Origin of the sequence: Actinomadura sp. NPDC047616, assembly GCF_040642915.1 — a bacterium.
Lineage (GTDB): Bacteria > Actinomycetota > Actinomycetes > Streptosporangiales > Streptosporangiaceae > Spirillospora > Spirillospora miaoliensis.
In genome coordinates this window covers 478139-495774 of record NZ_JBEYTB010000003.1, presented here as the reverse complement: position 1 = coordinate 495774, position 17636 = coordinate 478139, and the positions used below count along the sequence as shown (strand labels likewise).

Genomic DNA, 17636 nt, shown 5'->3' with positions numbered 1-17636 from the left:
CCGGTCGGATTCGCCGAAGAGAACGCAAGCGACGGTACAAAGCGGCATTTACATTCCGGCGACAGCACACTGAACGCCGTGAAGGGCGCCCCTGGCACATCGGATAACCCTGTCGGCTGCGGCGGAATGCGCCTCACTGACGTGTCCCCGCTATCCCGCACGCTGCGGGTGCCGCCCGGCGGGGACGCTCAGGCCGGGCATGAGCGGGCGCGGCGGATGTCGTCCAGCGTGGCCGAGGCCAGGGCGTGACCGCGCTCGTCGCCGAGTTCGCAGAACCTTTCCGCGGCCTTTTCGGCCAGGACGAGCGCGTCGTCGCAGCGGCCCTCGTCCAGCGCGATGCGGGCGGACTCGCGCAGCATCCAGGCCGTGCCCCGGTGGTCCTGGACGTCGTCCAGCAGACGCAGCGCCGTCCGGCACGCCTCCGCCGCCCGTTCCGTGTCGCCGACGGCCAGGGCGCAGCGGGTGACGCGGCTCAGCGCCGTCGCCTCGAAGTGCGGGGCCGCCAGCGCGTGTGCCAGCCGCCGGGCCCGGTCCGCCGTGGACAGGGCGGAATCGAAGTGCAACGACGCCGCCAACGCGTCGGCCTGGGCGACCAGGCCGATGACCTCGGCGTGCCGGTCACCGGCCTGCCGGGCCAGCCGGACCGCCCGCTCGGCCATGGCCGAGCAGCCGGGCAGCGGCTGGTGGCCGTCGCGCGCCGGGACCTCGGCTCCGGGCCTGACCTCCGCGGAGACGAGCTCGCCCAGGGCGTAGGAGAGTTCGCGGGTCATGCCGAGCCGTTCGAACGCCCGTACGCAGGCACGCAGTGCGTGGACGATGTCGGCTCGGCGTTCGGTGTACATGGCGAGAACGACGAGGCCGTATTCGGCGCGCCACATGACGGGTTCGTCGCCGGCGTCGCGGGCGGCGTCGCGGACCGCTTCGCGGAGCCGCCGCAGCGCCGGAGCGCCGACCTGCCGGTGCAGCAGCGGCACGACCCGGTCGACGAGGTCCGCCACGTCCTCGTACAGGCCCCGCGCGCATCCCTCTTCCACGATGTGCACGAGCAGGGAGCGGTGCGCGGCGAACCAGCCGATCGGGTCGTGCGGGAGACGCCGGACGTGCGCCTCCAGGTGGTCGCTGACGCCGACGCGCCGATCGGGCGGCGCGGCGTCCACGGTGACGGGCGCCGCGTCGGCGAAGGGCCGGGCGGGCGCGTCGGCGGGACGCCGCGCGGGCAGGTCGTCGAAGGCGCGGGCGTGCGTGTGCTCGGCCGTGGCGGTCAGCGACGTCAGCGCGCGGACGAGGTGGCGCAGCGCCAGCCGGCCGTCGGCCTCGGCGCTACCGGCCAGTTCGGCGGCGAAGTCGGCGGTGAGTTCGTGGTAGCGGTAGCTCGGCTCGCCCGCGGCGTTGACGCCCGCGGGCTGCAGCAGGTTGGCGTCGACCAGCGCCTCCAGCGCCCGGTCCGCGTCACGGCCGTCACCGTCGTGCTCGGTGAGCAGGGTCAGCAGCCACAGGGAGAAGTCGGCGCGGGCGAGCAGGCCGAGCCGCCGGAACGCGGTGCGCGCGGCCGGGTCGAGGGCCTGGTAGGCCAGCCGCAGCCCGGCCCGGACCTCCAGGCTCCCGAGGGACAGCTCGTCGAGACGGCGGCGGTGGTCCCGCAGGCGACCGGCCAGGCCGGCCAGGCCGATGGACGGCCGCGCGGCCAGCCGCGCACCCGCGATGCGCAGGGCCAGGGGCAGGTGACCGCAGGCGGCGGCGATGTCACGGGCCGCGTCGGGGTCGGCGGCGACGCGGCCGGGGCCGACCATCCGCTGGAGCAGGTCGCCGGCCTCGCCGGGCGAGAGCGGGCCGAGCCGGACGACATGGTTGCCGGGCAGGTCGGCGAGCAGGCGCCGGCTCGTGACCAGGACGGCCGAGCCCGCGGTGCCGGGCAGCAGCGGCTGGATCTGGGCGGCCTCGTCGGCGTCGTCCAGGACGAGCAGGACGCGCCGGTCGGCGAGCCGGGCCCGCAGCACCGCGGCGCGCGCCTCGATCCGCTCGGGGATCGCGGCGGCCGCCAGGCCCAGGCCCCGCAGCAGGTCCTCGGCGACGTCGGCGGGGTCCCGGGAACCGAGTGGGGCGTACAACTGGCCGTCGGGGAAGCGTTCCCGCAGCCGGTGCGCGGCATGGACGGCCAACGCGGTCTTGCCGGCACCCGGCGGTCCCGACACCGTCACGATCGGGACCGCCAGGTCCAGGGGCCTGAGGCGTTCGGGGGCCAGGAGACGTTCGATCCGGGCCAGCGCGTCCGCCCGCCCGGTGAAGTCGGCGGGTGCCGGGGGCAGCTGGCAGGCCGCCCGCCAGGCGTCGTCCGCCACCAGCGACACCGGCGCCTGCGGGCGGACGCCGGCGTCCTCGGTACGGGTGAGGATCGCCTGCCGCAGCTCCTGCAGCCGGTCGCCGGGGTCCAGGCCGAGCTCGTCGCGCAACGTGGCCGCGGCGCGGTCGTAGACGTCCAGCGCCTCGGCCTGGCGGCCCGCCCGGTACAGGGCCCGCATCAGCAGGCCGTGCAGCGGCTCGCGCTGGGGATGGGCGGCGGCCAGCGCCTTGAGGTCGGCGATGACCGCCTCGTGATTGCCCAGCCGCAGTTCCAGCTCGTAGCGGTGCTCGGCCGTCTTCAGGCACCGCTCGGTGAGCTGGGGGATCTGCTCGGTGTGCAGCCAGGACGAGGCCACGTTCGCCAGGATCGGCCCCCGCCACAGTGCCGTGGCCTCCCGCAGGGCCCGCAGCGCGCGGTCCAGGTCGCCGGCCCGCTCCGCGTCGCCGGCCCGGACGGTCAGGTCGTCCAGGCGCCCCAGGTCGTCCGGGCCCCTCGCGATCAGATATCCGTCGGGCCTCGTCTCGATGAGCGCCGGATCACCCAGGGTGCGCCGCAGCCGCATGAGGTGCACCTGGACCGTGCCACGGGCGCCGGACGGCGGGTCCTGGCCCCACACCCGGTCGATCAGCGTGCTGACCGTGACCAGCCGGCCGGCGCTGACCAGCAGGCACGCCAGCACGGTCCGCTGCCGCCCCGACGACAGCGGGATCTCCCGCCCGCCGCGAACGACCTCAAGCGGACCCAGCACCCTGAATTCGACAGCGGTGTCCATCAGCCCCCCGACGCTGTGAGATCCGGTCAATCCCCACGTATCTTCGCCAGCCTCCCTTATGGACGCCAGACGTTTCCCGGCAGCGAACACGCCCGGCGTCACCGCACGCGCCGCCGCGCGGCACGGGCGATCGGTCCGGCGAAAGACGACATCTTCGACGGCAGGTGACCGGCCACGGTTTCAGCCGGATCCGGGTGAGTGATCGACCGGCCGGACGACAGGTTCGCCGGAACTCGGGGGTGAGGTCATCCCCACCGGGACGTCTGCAGGTGGCCTGATCGTGCGGGCGGGATGCGGATCCGTAGCCTTGCCGATCATCGAAGACGGGGGTCACATGATGAGACGCATCGCTCAGTGCGCGGGCGGGATCGGCCTCGCCGCGCTCGTCGCGGCGGCCGTCGCGGTGCCCGCCTCCGGGGCGCCGCGCTATTCGCGGGAGCAGTTGCAGCACGATGTCGACGCCATCCGCGACACCGGGACCACCGGGGTGCTGGCGCAGGTGGTGCACAAGGAGGGGAGTGTCAAGGCGCGCAGCGGCGTCGCCGATCTCGACACGCGGCGGCCGGTGCCCTGGGACGGGTACTACCGGGTCGGCAGCAACACCAAGACGTTCGTGGCGACGGTGATGCTGCAGCTGGCGGCCGAGAGGAAGGTCGGCCTCGACGACACGGTGGAACGCTGGCTGCCCGGCCTCGTCCAGGGGAACGGCAACGACGGGGCGAAGATCATCGTGCGGCATCTGCTGCGGCAGACCAGCGGGCTGTACGACTACAGCTACTACCTGCCGCAGGACCAGGACCACACGCCGGAGGGATACCGCAAGGTGCGGTTCCGGTCGTACCGGCCGGAGGAACTGGTCAGGATGGCGATGCGGCACGCGCCGGAGTTCACGCCGGGCGAGCGCTGGAGCTACTCCAACACCAACTACATCGTCGCCGGGATGATCATCGAGAAGGCGACCGGGAACCCCTGGGAGCACGAGGTCCACGAACGCATCATCGCGCCGCTGGGGTTGGAGCACACCTACAGTCCGGGGTCCTCGGCGTACGTGCCGCAGCCGCGCGCCACGTTCTACGAGCGGTTCACGCCGGGCGGGCCGCTGGTGGACGTGTCCATCATGTCCGACGGGTACGCCGACGGCGGGCTGATCAGCACCACCGACGACATGAACCGGTTCCTGCGGGCACTGCTGGGCGGGCGGCTGCTGCCGGCGGCGCAACTGGAGCAGATGAAGCAGACCGTGCCGGCCACCGCGTGGCGGACGCTGTACAAGGACGCGGGTTACGGGCTGGGGCTGGCCAAGCGGCGGACCTCCTGCGGCACGTGGGCCTGGTTCCACGGCGGCAGCATGTTCGGCGTGTCCAGTGTCAACTCCGTCGCCGAGGACGGCGGGACGAGTGTGGAGATCATGCTGGCCACCCAGCCGGGGGAGGAGAAGGCCAAGCTCGCCCAGCTCACGGCCGCCAACGAGCTGACCGATCGGGCGCTGTGCGGCAACCGGTGACGACCCGCCGTCCGCGCTGAGGGAAGGCCGGCCGGTGGGACGGCGTCCGCGGGTCAACCCCGGGCGCCGTCCCGCCGGCCCGTCGAAGGGGTCGCGACGCGGACGAGCAGCGAGCACGTGGCGGCGACCGCGACGGCCAGCAGAAGGGCCCCGGGGAAGAGCCAGGGCCGTGTGCGCCTGGACGGCTGGGCCGGGGCGACGCCCGCGCCTCGGTCCAGGCCGGTGACGCGCCAGTCGTCCCCGGTCCGCCGCAAGGAGAGCGTGCCGTGAACGTCCGGCTCGGGGACGTCGTCCCGCCGCTGACGCACGTGGAAGGGAACCCGCGCGAGATCACCGTAGACGTCCGCGGAACCCACCGTCACCGTGGCGAAGGCGGCCTCGCCGCCGCCCGTCCCGATGTCGAGCATGGAGGCCGCGAGCGCCACCGGGCCGATCGCGTCGGCGTGGGCGCGCGCCTGGAGGCCGACGCCGGCGCGGGTGCTCTCGCCCGCGTAGGTCAGCCAGCGTTCGGCCACGCCCTCCGGCCTGGCCGGAACGGTCCCGACGGTCAGCAGCAGCGAGCCCGCCACCAGCAGCGTCGTGACCAGGACGAGGCACGCGACGACGAACGCGCGCCGCGCTGCCGCCCGACCGCCGGCGAAGCCGTCCTCGGCCCTGTCCTCGGTCGTGTTCTCGGGAGCCTTGTCACGGGCTTCGCCGCAAGCGTCGGTGCTCATGAGCGCGTCACCAGCCTGTCCTCGTGGAGCCGTCCGCGGGTCTCGGGCATGTACCGCCAGATCAGCCAGATCACCGGCAGGTACAGCAGGACCACCGCGGTGACCGTGTCACCGATCGTGCCGATCGCGCCGATCGTGTGATCGCCCAGCAGCCCGACGACGGCCGGTCCCGCCGTCGTGCCGACGATCTCGAAGACGTTCCTGATCCACGCCGCGGTCTGGCCGCGGATCTCGGTGGGGAACAGCTCGGTGGCGAACGCGCCCAGCACCGGCCGGATGCCGAGGCCGAACACCACCGACAGGACGACCAGCGCGAACGCCAGCCGTTTGTCGCCGACCTGGAACAGCACGGCGGTGCTGACGAGGGCGCCCGCCGCGTACGCCAGCGCCGTGGGCCGCCTGCCGAAACGTTCCATCGCCCGGCCGCACAGGAGGTAGCCGACGATGCCGAGCCCGTACGCGCAGATCACGAAGAACGAGATCTCGCCCGAGCCGTACCCCCGCTCGCGCTCGGCGTAGAACGCCCACCAGGCCGTGGCGCCGTAGTGGGGGATGGCGGTGAAGACGTACACCAGGCCGACCAGGACCAGGGGGCGCCGGTAGCGCGGCTGCCAGGGCAGCAGGAACGAAGGGCCCGCCCGCTCCGCCCGCTTCACTCGCGCGGTCTGCTCCGCCCGGGCCGCTCGCGCGGCCTGGAGCGCGGCGAACCGCTCGGTCTCCCGCAGGCGCCGCCGGTAGACGCCGAGCACCACCAGGGGCACCAGCCCCATGAGGTAGAAGGTCCGCCAGCCGAGCGGCCCGTCCTGGAGGCCCGAACCCAGCAGACCGGCGACGACGACGCTGCCGAAGGCGCCGGCCGCCAGCAGGACGCCGAGCGCACGCCCCCGCCGCCGCGCCGGGAACTCCTCGACGATGATCGTCACGCTCACCGCGTACTCGGTGCCGATGAAGACCCGGGCGAGGAACTGCGTGCTCGCGAACGACCAGACGTCCCAGCTCAGGGCGGTCAGGGCGGTGAACAGCGTGTAGCCCGCGACCGACCACAGCAGCAGCGCCCGGCGGCCGAAGCGGTCCGAGCCGCGGGCCACGAAGAACGCGGCGAAGGTGCCGAGCTCGCTGACGATGTTGATCGCGCCGAGGGTCGACTCGCCCACCCGGAAGTCGCTCTGGATGTCCGACAACAGCAGGGCGAAGATCTGGTTGTCGTATCCCTGGAAGAACGACGCCCCGGCGAGCATCAGGAGCAGCGACCGGAGGTAACGCCGGTCGCGGGTGAAGGCGACCGGATCGGCGGCCGTCGGGTTCCGTGCGCTTTCCGTCGCCATTTCTCATGCTCCTGGGGGGTGGGATGAGCATGTCGTCCGGGCTGCGCGGTGAATTCGCCGCCGGACGCGCGAAAAGGCGTCAGAGAGGCGGACGCGGCCCACTTAACGAGTGTTAGATATGCGGAGATTAACACTCGTTAGAAGTGAGCGTCAATCGTCGTCCGGAAGCCGGGGGCCGGGTGCGATGCCCGCCAGGAGGGCGTCGAGCCCGACGCGGAACGCCTCGGCCGGGGCGGCGTTCTCCTGGGCCGGGCGCACGGTCTCGAAGGCCGAGTCGCCCTCGCCCGGGGCCCGGCTCCACTCCCGCGACGACGCCTCCAGGATCACCAGATGCCCCACGACGAGCCGCATCGCCGCGCCCTTGAGATGAACCGCGCGAGCGGGCGTGAACCCGGCGTCCAGCAGGATCGACAGCATCGCGTCGTGCAACCGGATGACCGGCGGCCGGCGGGCGTACTCGGTGATGGCCCACACCGACGCCCGCGGATGCCGGGACGCCCGCTCGACCAGGACGGTCAGCAGCCCGCGCAGCCGGTCGCGCCAGCCGCCCTCCCGTGGGGCCTCGGCCACGATGGCGGCACAGACCCGGTCGACGATCGCGTCCAGGAGGACGTCGCGTCCGTCGACGTGGTGGTAGATGGCCGTCGCCGTGACGTCGAGGCGTTTGGCCAGCTTGCGCATGGTGATGCCGTGCGGACCCTCCTCCTCCAGAAGTTCCAGTCCGGCGTCGAGAATCCTGTCGCGGGTGAGCACGGATATTGACGTCCTAACTTAACGAGTGTTACATCTTACGACTGTTAAGTTCTGAGGAGTGGAGTCTATCCCAGGGAGGATCCGATGGGCCAGCCGACCGCGGGCAGCGCTCATTACCCGTTTCACCACACATTTCCCGTGCCCGACCTCGATGCCGCCCGGCACTTCTACGGCACCGTTCTGGGGTGCCCCGAGGCGCGGAAGAAAGGGGCGGAGCGGGCAGCCGACTTCGACTTCTTCGGGCACCACATCGTGGTCCGGCTGGTCGAGGGGGACGACGCGCGGCTGCACCGGGCGGCTGCCGAGGGGGCCAACATCGCCGTCCGGCACTTCGGGGTCGTCCTCCCGTGGCCGGAGTGGGAGGCCCTCGCCGAGCGCCTGGCGGCCCGATCGGTGGCGTTCGTGGTCGAGCCGACGGTCCGGCACCGGGGCGAGCCGCACGAGGAGGCCATGATGATGCTCGCCGACCCGTCCGGCAACGGCCTGGAGTTCAAGGCGTTCCGCGACCTCGCCTTCCTCTGGGGACGGCAGGGGGGCGAGCGCTGATGCGGCTGGCGAATCTCGGCGGACGCGCGGTGCTGCTCACCGACGGGACCGCCATCGACGTCGAGTCGGCCAGCGGCGGGCGCTTCGCCGCCGACCCGACGTCGCTCTACCGGCGCTGGGACGAGTTCAGAAGCTGGGCCGACGGTGTGCGGAACGTCGCCGGTGAGCCGGTGGAGCCCGCGAGTCTCGGCCCACCCGTCCCGGAGCCGCGGCAGGTGTTCGGAATCGGCCTCAACTACGGGGCGCACGCCGCCGAGAGCGGCGTCGGCGTCCCCGCGGAACCCGCCGTGTTCACCAAGTTCCCCACCTGCATCGCCGGTCCGGTCGGCGACGTCGCTCTGCCGGACGGGGACAGCCGGGTGGACTGGGAGATCGAGCTGGTGGTCGTCATAGGCAGGACCGCGCGCGACGTCCCGGCGTCGCGCGCGTGGGAGCACGTCGCCGGACTGACGGCCGGGCAGGACCTGTCCGAGCGGACGATGCAGTTCGCCGGGCCCGTCCCGCAGTTCAGCCTCGGCAAGTCCCATCCCGGGTTCGGGCCCACGGGGCCGTGCCTGGTGACGCCCGAGGAGTTCGACGACCCCGACGACCTGCGGCTGCGCTCGTCGCTCAACGGCGAGTGCGTGCAGGACGGCCGCACCGGCCAGATGGTGCTCCCGGTGGCGGAGCTGGTGGCGCGGCTGTCCAGGACGGTCACGCTCCTGCCCGGCGACCTCATCTTCACCGGCACCCCGGAGGGCGTCGGGTTCGCCCGGCAGCCCCCGCGCTACCTCGCGCCCGGCGACGAACTCGTCAGCGACGTCGAGGGCATCGGGGAGCTGCGGCAGCGCGTCGTCGAACCCCGCTCCACACGAAACGGCACCTCTCATGTCTGACGAGTCCGCGATCGATCAGCTCTCCGACACTCCGGCCGAGCCCGCCCCGCGTCCGCGTCAGCGGCGCCGGCTGGTCAAGCGCGTTCTGGTCTCCGTCACCGGGGCCGTCGTGGCGTTGGCGCTGCTCGCCGTCGGCGGCGTCTACTACCTGCTCAACCGGGGCAGCGAACCCCAGGGACCGGCCAGGCTCGGCCCCTCCCCGCAACTGGCGCCGCCCAATCCCGAGCCGATCCCCAAGGTCAACGCGCCCAACGTCGTGGGATGGCCGGAAGGCGCGACGCCGCGCGCCCCCGAGGGCTTCGCGGTCACGGCTTTCGCCACGAACCTGGATCACCCCCGCTGGCTCTACTCGCTGCCCAACGGCGACGTGCTGGCGGCCGAGGCGGCGACTCCGCCCAAGGATCCCGACTCCCTCGGCACCCGGCTGCTCTACTGGCTTCGCCGCAACGACGGGGCGGTGAAGGACAGCGCCAACCGCATCACCCTGCTGCGCGACACCAACGGCGACGGCGTCGCCGACTTCCGCAGCGCGTTCCTGCAGAACCTCAACCACCCCTTCGGCATGGCCGTGGTCGGGGACTGGTTCTACGTCGCCAACACCGACGCGGTGTGGCGGTACCGCTACAAGAGCGGCGACACCAGGATCACCGCGCCCGGCGAGAAGATCCTCGATCTGCCGGCGGGCGGCTACAACAACCACTGGACGCGCAACATCATGCCCAGCGCCGACGGCCGCAGCCTGTACGTGACCGTCGGCTCCGGAAGCAACGCGGGGGAGAACGGCCTGGCGGCCGAGAAGCGGCGCGCCGTCGTCCTGCAGGTCGATCTGGACGGCCGCCGTGAACGCGTCGTCGCGTCCGGCATCCGCAACCCCAACGGCCTGGGCGTCGAACCGTCCACCGGCACGCCCTGGACGGTCGTCAACGAACGCGACGTGCTCGGCGACGACGTCGCCCCCGACTACCTGACCCGGGTCAGGCCGGGCGACTTCTACGGGTGGCCGTGGAGTTACTGGGGGACGCACGCCGACGACCGCGTCAAGCCGCCGCGGCCCGACCTCGTCGCCAAGGCCGTCCGGCCCGACTACTCGCTCGGCGCGCACACCGCGCCGCTGGGGCTCGCGTTCTCCACGGGCACCTTGTTTCCGGAGCAGTACCGCGGCGGTGCCTTCATCGGTGAGCACGGATCCTGGAACCGTGGAAACCCCGTCGGTTACAAGGTGGTGTACGTGCCGTTCGAACAGGGGCGGCCGGACGGCCTTCCACGGGATTTCCTGACGGGCTTCCGGCCGGACCCCAAGAGCGACAAGACGTACGGCAGGCCGGTCGGAGTCATCATGGACAGGGCCGGTGGCCTCCTGGTGGCCGACGACGCCGGCAACCGTGTGTGGAGAGTGGCCCCTGAAAGCCGTCCTTAAGTCGCCCGTAGGCGATATGTAACCGCCTTCTGCTTTCATTGAACGGGGGTTCGTTTTGAAAGACGTCCGGCCCTGACGGTCGGGTGGTCATGACCGTTTCACTGCGGTGCGCAGGCGTATGCGGGGCCGCCGGTCCGAGTACGGGAAAGTCGAGAATGTTCTGCGCCCTGCGTGCATTGAGGCATGTCCTGTGCGAGGTCGCCGCGTGGAGATCGGACGGCGCATCTGCGCGGGCGGGCGAAACCGAGGCCCGGGTTCCCTGAAGCGGATCACCTGCACGAACACCTGGACGGCTGCTTTCAGGGAAGGAGGGGTGTCCGCGTCCGCCGGGCGGCCGGAGTCCGGCCGCCCGGCGGACGCGGACAAGGCGGCATTGATTCGCCCCAAGGTCATGTAAACCGGGGCGCGACGCCAGACGTCAACAGTAGAAATGGGGAAAAACCCGGATCTCCAGGGAGTTCGACAGCCATTCTCCGTGCTGTACTGTCCTTCCTCGCCGAAGTGATCTGGACCGTTTTTCTCGTGTCTGGCGATGCGTCGTGAGGAATGCGGCACGACCCGCTCACCGGCCGGAACCGAACGTCGTCGCCCCGATCCGCAAGGTGACTGCAACAGCGATGACCACCGCCATTCCGCCCCGTCCCGAGCCGCCCCCGGAGGCAGGGGCGACCACCGCGCCTGCGCGGCGGCCGCAGGCTGAGAGCTACGTCCCCTGGAAACCGGGCCTCCTGCCCTTCTTGCTTCCGCTGGCCGTGATCCTGGTGTTCTGCTTCTGGTCGTACCAACCCGGCGGCGGAGCGCTGAACTGGGTCCTGAGCGTCGTCTGGTCGCTGCCCGTCATCGGGTCGGTGGTGGGCATGCAGGGAGCGGTCCTGATGCGCCGCCGCGCACGGCAGCTCCGCAGGCTTCCGCCGCCGTCCCCCGCCGTGCACGACGCACTGCTCGTGGTCGTCCCGACGGTGGGACGGCGGGACACCTATCCCGCGCTCAGGCGCTCGGTGGAGTCCTACGTCCGCCACCTGCCGGCGTACTTCCCCTCCATGCGGGTGGACATCGTCACCGAAGAGGGATGCGAGGCGGCGGACGCGATCGCGGCCTTGGCGCGGTCTCTTCCGCGGGTCAGGGTGGTGGAGGTACCGGCGGCCTACCGGACCCGCAACGGGACCCGGTTCAAGGCCCGCGCCAACCAGTACTCGCACGAACTGCGCATCGCCGAGGGCGAGGCCCGCGACGACGTATGGGTTCTGCACATGGACGACGACACCGCCGTCGGGCCGGACACCGCCGCGGCGATGGCGCAGTTCGTCAACCGGCAGCGCCGGGCGGGCGCCAAGGCCAAGCACCTGGCGCAGGGCATCCTCACCTACCCGCGCGAGAACGCGGTGAGCCGGTTCACCTGGCTGGCCGACGCGGTGCGTCCCGCCGACGACATCGCACGGTTCCGGGCGATCACCGGAAGCGGCACGCCGATCGCCGGGCTGCACGGCGAGCTGCTGCTGATCCGCGCGTCGATCGAGGCGCGGATCGGCTGGGACTTCGGCCCCAAGGCGATCGTGGAGGACGCGCAGCTGGCGCTGAACTTCAGCCAGTGCTACCCGGGCCGCAGCGACTGGTTCGCCGGCCGCTGCTACGGGGCCTCCCCGGCATCGGTGCGCGACTTCGTCAAGCAGCGGGAGCGCTGGGCGTGGGGACTGGTCGGCCTGGTGTTCAACCGCACCATCAAGCTGCGCTACCGGGCGTTCCTCGGGATGTGCGTGGCGACGTGGGTGCTGGGGCCGCTCCAGCACGTCGGGTTCGTCCTCCTGGTGGCCTGGGCGACCGGGACGGTGAACACCTCCCCGGTCAGCATGGTCATCGCCGTGCTGTGGGCGATCAACTTCGCCTACGTCGTGTGGTGCTACTGGGAGGGACTGCGGCTCAACGCGCACGCCTCGGCCGGCGGTCGGCGGCGCTGGTGGGAACCGCCGGTGGTGCTGCTGCTGATCCCGCTGTTCTCCCTCATCGAGGGCTGGGGCGGCCTGCGCGGCTTCATCAGGTTCGTGCGGCGCGAGGAGAACAAGTTCGTCGTCATCGCCAAGCCGGCCTGAGGGCCGGTGACCGGATCCCGGGGGACCGATCACCATCATGAACTACAAGATCCTTTTCACCGTGCCGTCGGCACTGGTCGCCGGAGTGGTGGCGACCGCGGTGACCGTGGGGGACCGCCCGCTGCTCGACCTGCGCGACCGGATGCTGGGCACCGACACGCGGAATCCGTCCCGCTCCCGGCAGGTCGCGGCATCACCGGGTGCCGTGCAACCGGCCCGCTGGAAGCCCGGCATGCGCGAGTGGGGCGTCAACGTCTACTACGTCAACAGCCCCCGCGATGACGAGGCGCACGTGCGCGCCAAGGCCCAGCGCATGATGCGCTACCTGGTGAGCCTCAACGCCAACGCCGTCTCGATCAACTTCCCGTTCCGGATGGCGGGGCCGGCATCCTCCGAGGTCGGGGCCATTCCCAGGCGGACGCCCACGCCGCGGCGCCTGGGCATCGTCCTGCGGGAGGCCCGGGCCGCCGGGCTGCGGGTCACCGTCCGGCCGCTGATGGACGAGACCAACCTGGTCAGGACCGAGACCGAGTGGCGCGGCGCCGTTCAGCCCGCCTCCCGCGACGGGTGGTTCGCAAGTTACCGGACCTTCCTGAGCCCCTATCTCAAGGTCGCCGCCGACGAGCAGGCCGCCACCTTCGTCATCGGCACCGAACTCAACTCGCTGCAGGCCGACCGGCGGTGGCGGGGGCTGGCGGCCTGGGCGCAGCGGCGGTTCCCCGGAGAGCTCAGCTACGACATGAACTGGGACAGCTTCCGCACCGGCCGCAGGTCGGTGCCGTTCCGCCGGATCGGCCTGGACGCCTACCCGCCGCTGGGGCTGCCCGACGACGCCACCGTCAAGCAGCTGGCCCTGGGCTGGAAGAACTGGCTGGACGGAATGCACGACGGCCGGCCGTCGCGGATCCTGCTGTCGGAGGTCGGCATCGCCGCGCAGACCGGCGCCTACAGCGCGCCCGGCGACTGGGTGAACCGCCGCAGGGTCGACCAGACCATGCAGGCCCGCTGGTACACGGCGGTGTGCTGGGTGGTGCGCAAGAACAACATGCGCGGCCTCTACTGGTGGATGGTCGACTTCGACACCGACCCCGCCAACGCCGACCCCGAGCGCAGCGCCCGGCTCAGCTTCGCCGGACGTCCCAAGACCGAGCAGGCCATCCGCACCTGTTTCCGTGGTCGAACCCCAGAGCGGCACCCCACGGTGACACCCACACGGACACCCCGACAGTGACCCCACAGTGACACCCGCACTCCGGCCGGGCGGCCCTGCCTGCCGTCCGGCGGAGCGCGGCCGACCAGAAAGAGTTCTCTTGACCCAGGCAATCGTGCTGGCCGGTGGCAAGGGCACCCGCCTGCGCCCCATGACCGTCAACATCCCCAAGCCGATGCTGCCGGTGGGCGGGGTGCCCTACCTGGCGCACCTGATGACCCGGGCCGCGGCGGCGGGAGTCGACCGGATGGTCATGCGGCTCGGGCCCGGCACCCGGGTCGAACCCGGCGCCCCCGCCGCCGTCCGACAGGCGGGATGACCCGGCCGGCGCGCGCCCTTGGAGTGCCACCACACGGCTGGAGGCGGGCCCGGCCGGTATGTCACCGGCCGGGCCCGCCTCCAGTCACACGCACTCACACCCGGAGGGGAGAGGCGACGGTTTTCGGCCGTGCCTCAGTTCCTCTTGGCGCGCCGGCTCTCGTAGGAGTCCATGGCGCGGCCCAGCTGGGCGAACTTCTCGGTGTAGCTGAACGGGTAGATGCCGGAAGGCGTGTCGGGACGGTTCGCGTCGACGTACTGCGTGCCCAGGTTGGAGAACACCACGATGATGTAGTGGCGGCCTTCCTTGCCCGGCAGGGCCCGGACGATGCCGGCGTCACTGGCGGTGTTGTTCACCCAGCCGGTCTTGTGGGCGAAGGAGACCTCGGCCTTGGCGTTGCAGGGCCGCACGTCCCGGCCGAACTTGTTGCCCGCCACGGTGACGGTGCCGTCCGCGCCGATCCAGCGGGCGGGAGCGGCGTTGGGGATGCCGGGCGCCGGATAGGCGCCGCCGCACCAGTTGGTGGTCGACAGCATGTCGTTGAAGCCCTGCTGCCTGAGCCTGGACATGAAGAACGCGCGCGACGAGGCGCTCAGCACCGCGTCGCTGGTGACCGGCTTGCCGTTCGGCGCGGTCCAGACGCGGCCGGGGGCGCCGTTGACCAGGGCCAGCAGCTTGGCCGTGTCCAGCGACCCCATGGTGATCGAGTTGGACCACCGGCCGCCGGTGGCCGGGTTGGTGCCCTTGAGCTGGAGCGTCTCCAGGCCGAGGTCCTGGAAGGTCTGGTTCAGCGGGTCGATCGCGTTCTGCTCGTGGAGCAGCTTGACCAGGGCGCAGGACGCCCGTTCGACGACCAGGTGAGCGACTCGTCCATGTACTGCCGGACCGTCTTGGAGGTGGCGGTGCCGCACAGGGACACGGAACTGTCGGAGGTGGGCCGGTAGTCGAAGGTGTCGTCCAGCTTGATCTTGCCCTGGTCCACCAGCCGCAGGACGCCGAAGTTGACCATGAGCTTCAGGACCGAGGCGGGATAGTTGAGCATGTGGTCCAGCGGAGCGTTCTCCCTGCCCGCGACCACGTCGATGGAGCCCTGCCCCTTGTTGGCGTACCAGCCCGCGTCGTCCCACTGCCGCCAGCGCACGCTCGTCGTGGACAGGTTGCGGTCGACCGGGACCACGACGCCGTCCTTGTAGAGCGGGCTCATCAGCACGGTTCCGGACGAGACGGGGCGCCCGTTCCTGTCCAGCTCGATGATGGTCGCGTCCATCTGCGGCTGCTGGACGATCGGCTTCGGCTCGGCCGCCGCGTACAGGCGCGCACGCTGCCGCGGCGACTGCGTGGCCTCCTTGTCCACGGGAGCCCGCAGCGCACGGGCCTGGGCCGAGCCGGGCGGCGCCGTGTCCAGGACCTCCTCGAACCGCAGCCGGTCGATGGTCTCCCGAAGCCGCTCGGCGACCGGGCTCGCCGTCCCCTTCTGCGCCTGGGCGGCCTTCTTCACGTCGACCGCCTCCGCCCCGGCCGAGCAGCCCGCCAGCGCGATCACCGTCATGAGGCCGACGGAGCCGTTCAGCCATCTACGTCTCATTGTTCTCGCCTTTCCCCGATGGTGAATTCGTGATCATAGGGAGCGGAGGGCGCACCCACAGCCGAACAACGGGAAAAGCCGTCAACGACGGATCAACGAAAATCAACGACGAGAGGCGTCGCGTACTTCGCCGGCGCCCTGACCTGCCGGGAGAGCGCTCGGCGCCGCCGGGTCAGGACAGCAGGCCCTGGGCGGTGGCCATGTCCAGGGCCGCCCGGGCGGCGGGGGCCAGCAGGTCGCGGTCGGCGGGGGCCACGTAGCGGTACTCGTCGACCTCGCCGGCGGGGAGGAAGTCGCCCTGATAGGCGGCCGTGAAGCAGGCCATGCGGACGTGGGTGAAGGCGGGCTGGTCGTGGGCGGGGGCCCGGATGACGCCGACCTCGCGGAAGGAGCCCTCGTCCAGCTGGACGGCCAGCTCTTCGCGGACCTCCCGGGAGAGGGCCGACCAGTCGTCCTCGCCGGGCTCGCGCTTGCCGCCCGGGAGGTAGAGCAGGTCGCGGCCGCGGGACCGGACGGCGAGCAGGCGGCCGTCGACAGTGTGCAGCCAGGCGACGACGTCCAGGTCCATGGTCACTCCTCGGTGGCGGGGCGGATGGTGAGCACGGCGTCGGAGGCGAGGCCGAAGCGGGCGGCGGCCGAGCCCTGGTTGACGGCGAGGCCGAGCCAGCCGGAGGAGTCGACCCACAGCAAAGGCTCTCCCTCGGCCACGCTGCCGAAGGTCTCCGCGAACGGGGCGCGGATGGTGCGGGGCGTGCCGTCCCGAGTGGTCCAGGTGACCTCCAGGGGCGTGCCGTATGCGGGCGTGGCGGGCAGGTCGTCCCTTCTGGCGGCGAGGACGAGGCTGCCGAACCGGTCGATGTAGAGGGTGGACGCGGTCAGGGCGTCGTCGTCCTTGGTGACCGGTGGCACCCGCAGCGGGCGCAGGGCGGTCGGTGGGACGCGCGGGCCGAGTTCGGCCGGGGGCAGGCCGTTGGCCACGTGCGCGGCGGCTGGGGAGAAGATGTCGCGGCCGTGGAAGCTGGTGGACACCTCCGGCAGCCGGTGGGCGGGGTCGGCCAGCTCGTACGCGTGGACCGCGCCGCCCAGCACCTCGGCGGCCGGGGGCAGGAGCCCGTTGTCGGGGCCGATCAGCACGTCGCCGCGTCCGGTGACGACCGCCACGGGACGGCGCGGGGTGCCGACGCCCGGGTCGACGATCCCGACGTGCACGCCGGCAGGCAGGTACGGAAGGGCCTGGCGGAGCAGCATGGCGCCCTCGGTCACCGCGTAGGGCGTCACTTCGTCGCTGAGGACGAGCACGTTCGCCGACGGGGCGATCGAGTAGATCACACCGGCGCAGATGGCGGTGTAGGCGGCGCCGAAGTCGGTGGTCAGGCTGACGAACGGACGGTCGGGCACGGCAGCGAGGCTACCAAGCGGATCTTTCAGGTGACGGCGAAGAGGATGCCGATGACGCCCAGCAGCACGGTGACGGCGGTGGCGAGGAGGACGGAGGCGGGGTCGGCGACCGGGGCTCCGGCGGCCAGGCGCCGGCCGCGGCGGTGGTGGGTGCGGCGGGCGCGGCGCAGTTGGAGGGCGGCGGCGCCGCAGACGGCCGCGGCGGCGAGAGCGGCGCCGGCGGCGGAGGGCGCGAGCCGGACGCAGAGCAGTCCCGCGGCCAGCAGGGAGAGGGTGGTGCGCGACCAGGCGAGGGCGGTGCGTTCGGGCTGGGCGCCGGGGTCCCACAGGCGGCTCACGGTCTGCCTCGCCTCGCCTAGGTGACCAGCAGGGCGACCAGCAGGACGACGGCGGCGGCCGCCAGGCCGTACGACATGATCGGGGCCAGCGCGGGCGGCGGCAGGGTCTCGGCGCGGCGCAGCGCGCGTTCGGTGCGCAGCCAGCGGCGGAAGGCCAGGACGGCGATCAGGGCGCCGGTGGCGGCGAAGCCGACGGCCAGCGCGTCGCGCGCGGGGGCGGCCAGCAGGTCGCGGCTGAGGGCCAGCCCGATTCCGGCGGCGATCACGGCCAGGGCGGTGCGGATCCAGGCCAGGAACGTGCGCTCGTTGGCGAGGGTGAATCGCGGGTCGGGGTCGTCGCCCTCGGCGAGCAGCCGGTCGGTCCACCGCCCGCGCTCGGGGTCCACGGCGGTCATCGGAACATCACCCGGTGTGGTCGTCATTGCCGGTTCATCGTATGCGGCTACCGTT

General features: G+C 72.1%; 17 protein-coding genes. 7 read left to right on the top strand and 10 right to left on the bottom strand.

Translation table 11 applies throughout. The features are described 5' to 3' along the window. Positions 1 to 188 precede the first annotated feature (188 nt). Entirely contained in the window at positions 189 to 3113 is a 2925-nt protein-coding gene (locus tag ABZ801_RS09890; protein WP_360695177.1) for a BTAD domain-containing putative transcriptional regulator, read from the bottom strand. Between the two features lie 334 nt (positions 3114 to 3447). Between ABZ801_RS09890 and ABZ801_RS09885 the strand changes: the two genes are divergently transcribed. Then, entirely contained in the window at positions 3448 to 4617 is a 1170-nt protein-coding gene (locus ABZ801_RS09885; protein ID WP_360695174.1) for a serine hydrolase domain-containing protein, read from the top strand. 53 nt (positions 4618 to 4670) lie between these two features. On the opposite strand, the gene ABZ801_RS09880 is transcribed toward ABZ801_RS09885, so the two are convergent. From ABZ801_RS09880 to ABZ801_RS09870, 3 genes are all read right to left on the bottom strand, one after another. Next, positions 4671 to 5333 (bottom strand): hypothetical protein, encoded by a 663-nt coding sequence (locus ABZ801_RS09880; RefSeq protein ID WP_360695171.1) that lies wholly within the window; start codon positions 5331 to 5333, stop codon positions 4671 to 4673. Then, entirely contained in the window at positions 5330 to 6658 is a 1329-nt protein-coding gene (locus ABZ801_RS09875) for an MFS transporter (protein ID WP_360695168.1), read from the bottom strand. The genes ABZ801_RS09880 and ABZ801_RS09875 overlap by 4 nt, the downstream gene beginning before the upstream one ends. A gap of 150 nt (positions 6659 to 6808) precedes the next feature. After that, on the bottom strand, positions 6809 to 7411 hold the full coding sequence (locus tag ABZ801_RS09870; protein ID WP_344945361.1) for a helix-turn-helix domain-containing protein: 603 nt from the start codon (positions 7409 to 7411) through the stop codon (positions 6809 to 6811). Positions 7412 to 7495: 84 nt separating this feature from the next. Here ABZ801_RS09870 and ABZ801_RS09865 point away from each other — a divergent pair, with 84 nt between their 5' ends. From ABZ801_RS09865 to ABZ801_RS09840, 6 genes are all read left to right on the top strand, one after another. Further along, a complete protein-coding gene (locus ABZ801_RS09865; RefSeq protein ID WP_360695165.1) occupies positions 7496 to 7957 on the top strand; it encodes a VOC family protein in 462 nt (153 codons plus the stop codon). Then, a complete protein-coding gene (locus ABZ801_RS09860) occupies positions 7957 to 8832 on the top strand; it encodes a fumarylacetoacetate hydrolase family protein (RefSeq protein ID WP_360695162.1) in 876 nt (291 codons plus the stop codon). Before ABZ801_RS09865 ends, ABZ801_RS09860 begins: the two co-directional genes overlap by 1 nt. Next, positions 8825 to 10249, top strand: coding sequence for a sorbosone dehydrogenase family protein (locus ABZ801_RS09855; protein ID WP_360695159.1), 1425 nt, complete (start codon positions 8825 to 8827; stop codon positions 10247 to 10249). The genes ABZ801_RS09860 and ABZ801_RS09855 overlap by 8 nt, the downstream gene beginning before the upstream one ends. A 617-nt stretch (positions 10250 to 10866) precedes the next feature. Beyond that, positions 10867 to 12336, top strand: a complete 1470-nt coding sequence (locus ABZ801_RS09850) for a glycosyltransferase family 2 protein (RefSeq protein WP_360695157.1) — start codon at positions 10867 to 10869, stop codon at positions 12334 to 12336. 37 nt (positions 12337 to 12373) lie between these two features. Next, the gene (locus tag ABZ801_RS09845; RefSeq protein WP_360695154.1) at positions 12374 to 13567 is read left to right on the top strand and encodes a hypothetical protein; all 1194 of its coding nucleotides are present in this window, start codon (positions 12374 to 12376) and stop codon (positions 13565 to 13567) included. A 79-nt stretch (positions 13568 to 13646) separates the two neighbouring features. Further along, complete coding sequence (locus tag ABZ801_RS09840) at positions 13647 to 13865, top strand: sugar phosphate nucleotidyltransferase (protein ID WP_360695151.1); 219 nt, start codon at positions 13647 to 13649, stop codon at positions 13863 to 13865. A gap of 134 nt (positions 13866 to 13999) precedes the next feature. Here ABZ801_RS09840 and ABZ801_RS09835 read toward each other — a convergent pair whose 3' ends face one another. The 6 genes from ABZ801_RS09835 to ABZ801_RS09810 all read right to left on the bottom strand — a co-directional run bounded on the left by ABZ801_RS09835 (position 14000) and on the right by ABZ801_RS09810 (position 17608). Beyond that, positions 14000 to 14629, bottom strand: a complete 630-nt coding sequence (locus tag ABZ801_RS09835) for a serine hydrolase (RefSeq protein WP_360695705.1) — start codon at positions 14627 to 14629, stop codon at positions 14000 to 14002. 23 nt (positions 14630 to 14652) lie between these two features. Next, positions 14653 to 15450, bottom strand: a complete 798-nt coding sequence (locus ABZ801_RS09830; protein WP_360695148.1) for a hypothetical protein — start codon at positions 15448 to 15450, stop codon at positions 14653 to 14655. 172 nt (positions 15451 to 15622) lie between these two features. Continuing rightward, the gene (locus ABZ801_RS09825; RefSeq protein WP_360695145.1) at positions 15623 to 16018 is read right to left on the bottom strand and encodes an NUDIX domain-containing protein; all 396 of its coding nucleotides are present in this window, start codon (positions 16016 to 16018) and stop codon (positions 15623 to 15625) included. Positions 16019 to 16020: 2 nt separating this feature from the next. Continuing rightward, positions 16021 to 16848, bottom strand: coding sequence for an SAM-dependent chlorinase/fluorinase (locus tag ABZ801_RS09820; protein ID WP_360695143.1), 828 nt, complete (start codon positions 16846 to 16848; stop codon positions 16021 to 16023). Between the two features lie 26 nt (positions 16849 to 16874). Then, positions 16875 to 17186, bottom strand: a complete 312-nt coding sequence (locus ABZ801_RS09815; RefSeq protein ID WP_344945332.1) for a DUF202 domain-containing protein — start codon at positions 17184 to 17186, stop codon at positions 16875 to 16877. 17 nt (positions 17187 to 17203) lie between these two features. Next, on the bottom strand, positions 17204 to 17608 hold the full coding sequence (locus tag ABZ801_RS09810) for a DUF202 domain-containing protein (RefSeq protein ID WP_360695140.1): 405 nt from the start codon (positions 17606 to 17608) through the stop codon (positions 17204 to 17206). Between the last annotated feature and the right edge of the window lie 28 nt (positions 17609 to 17636).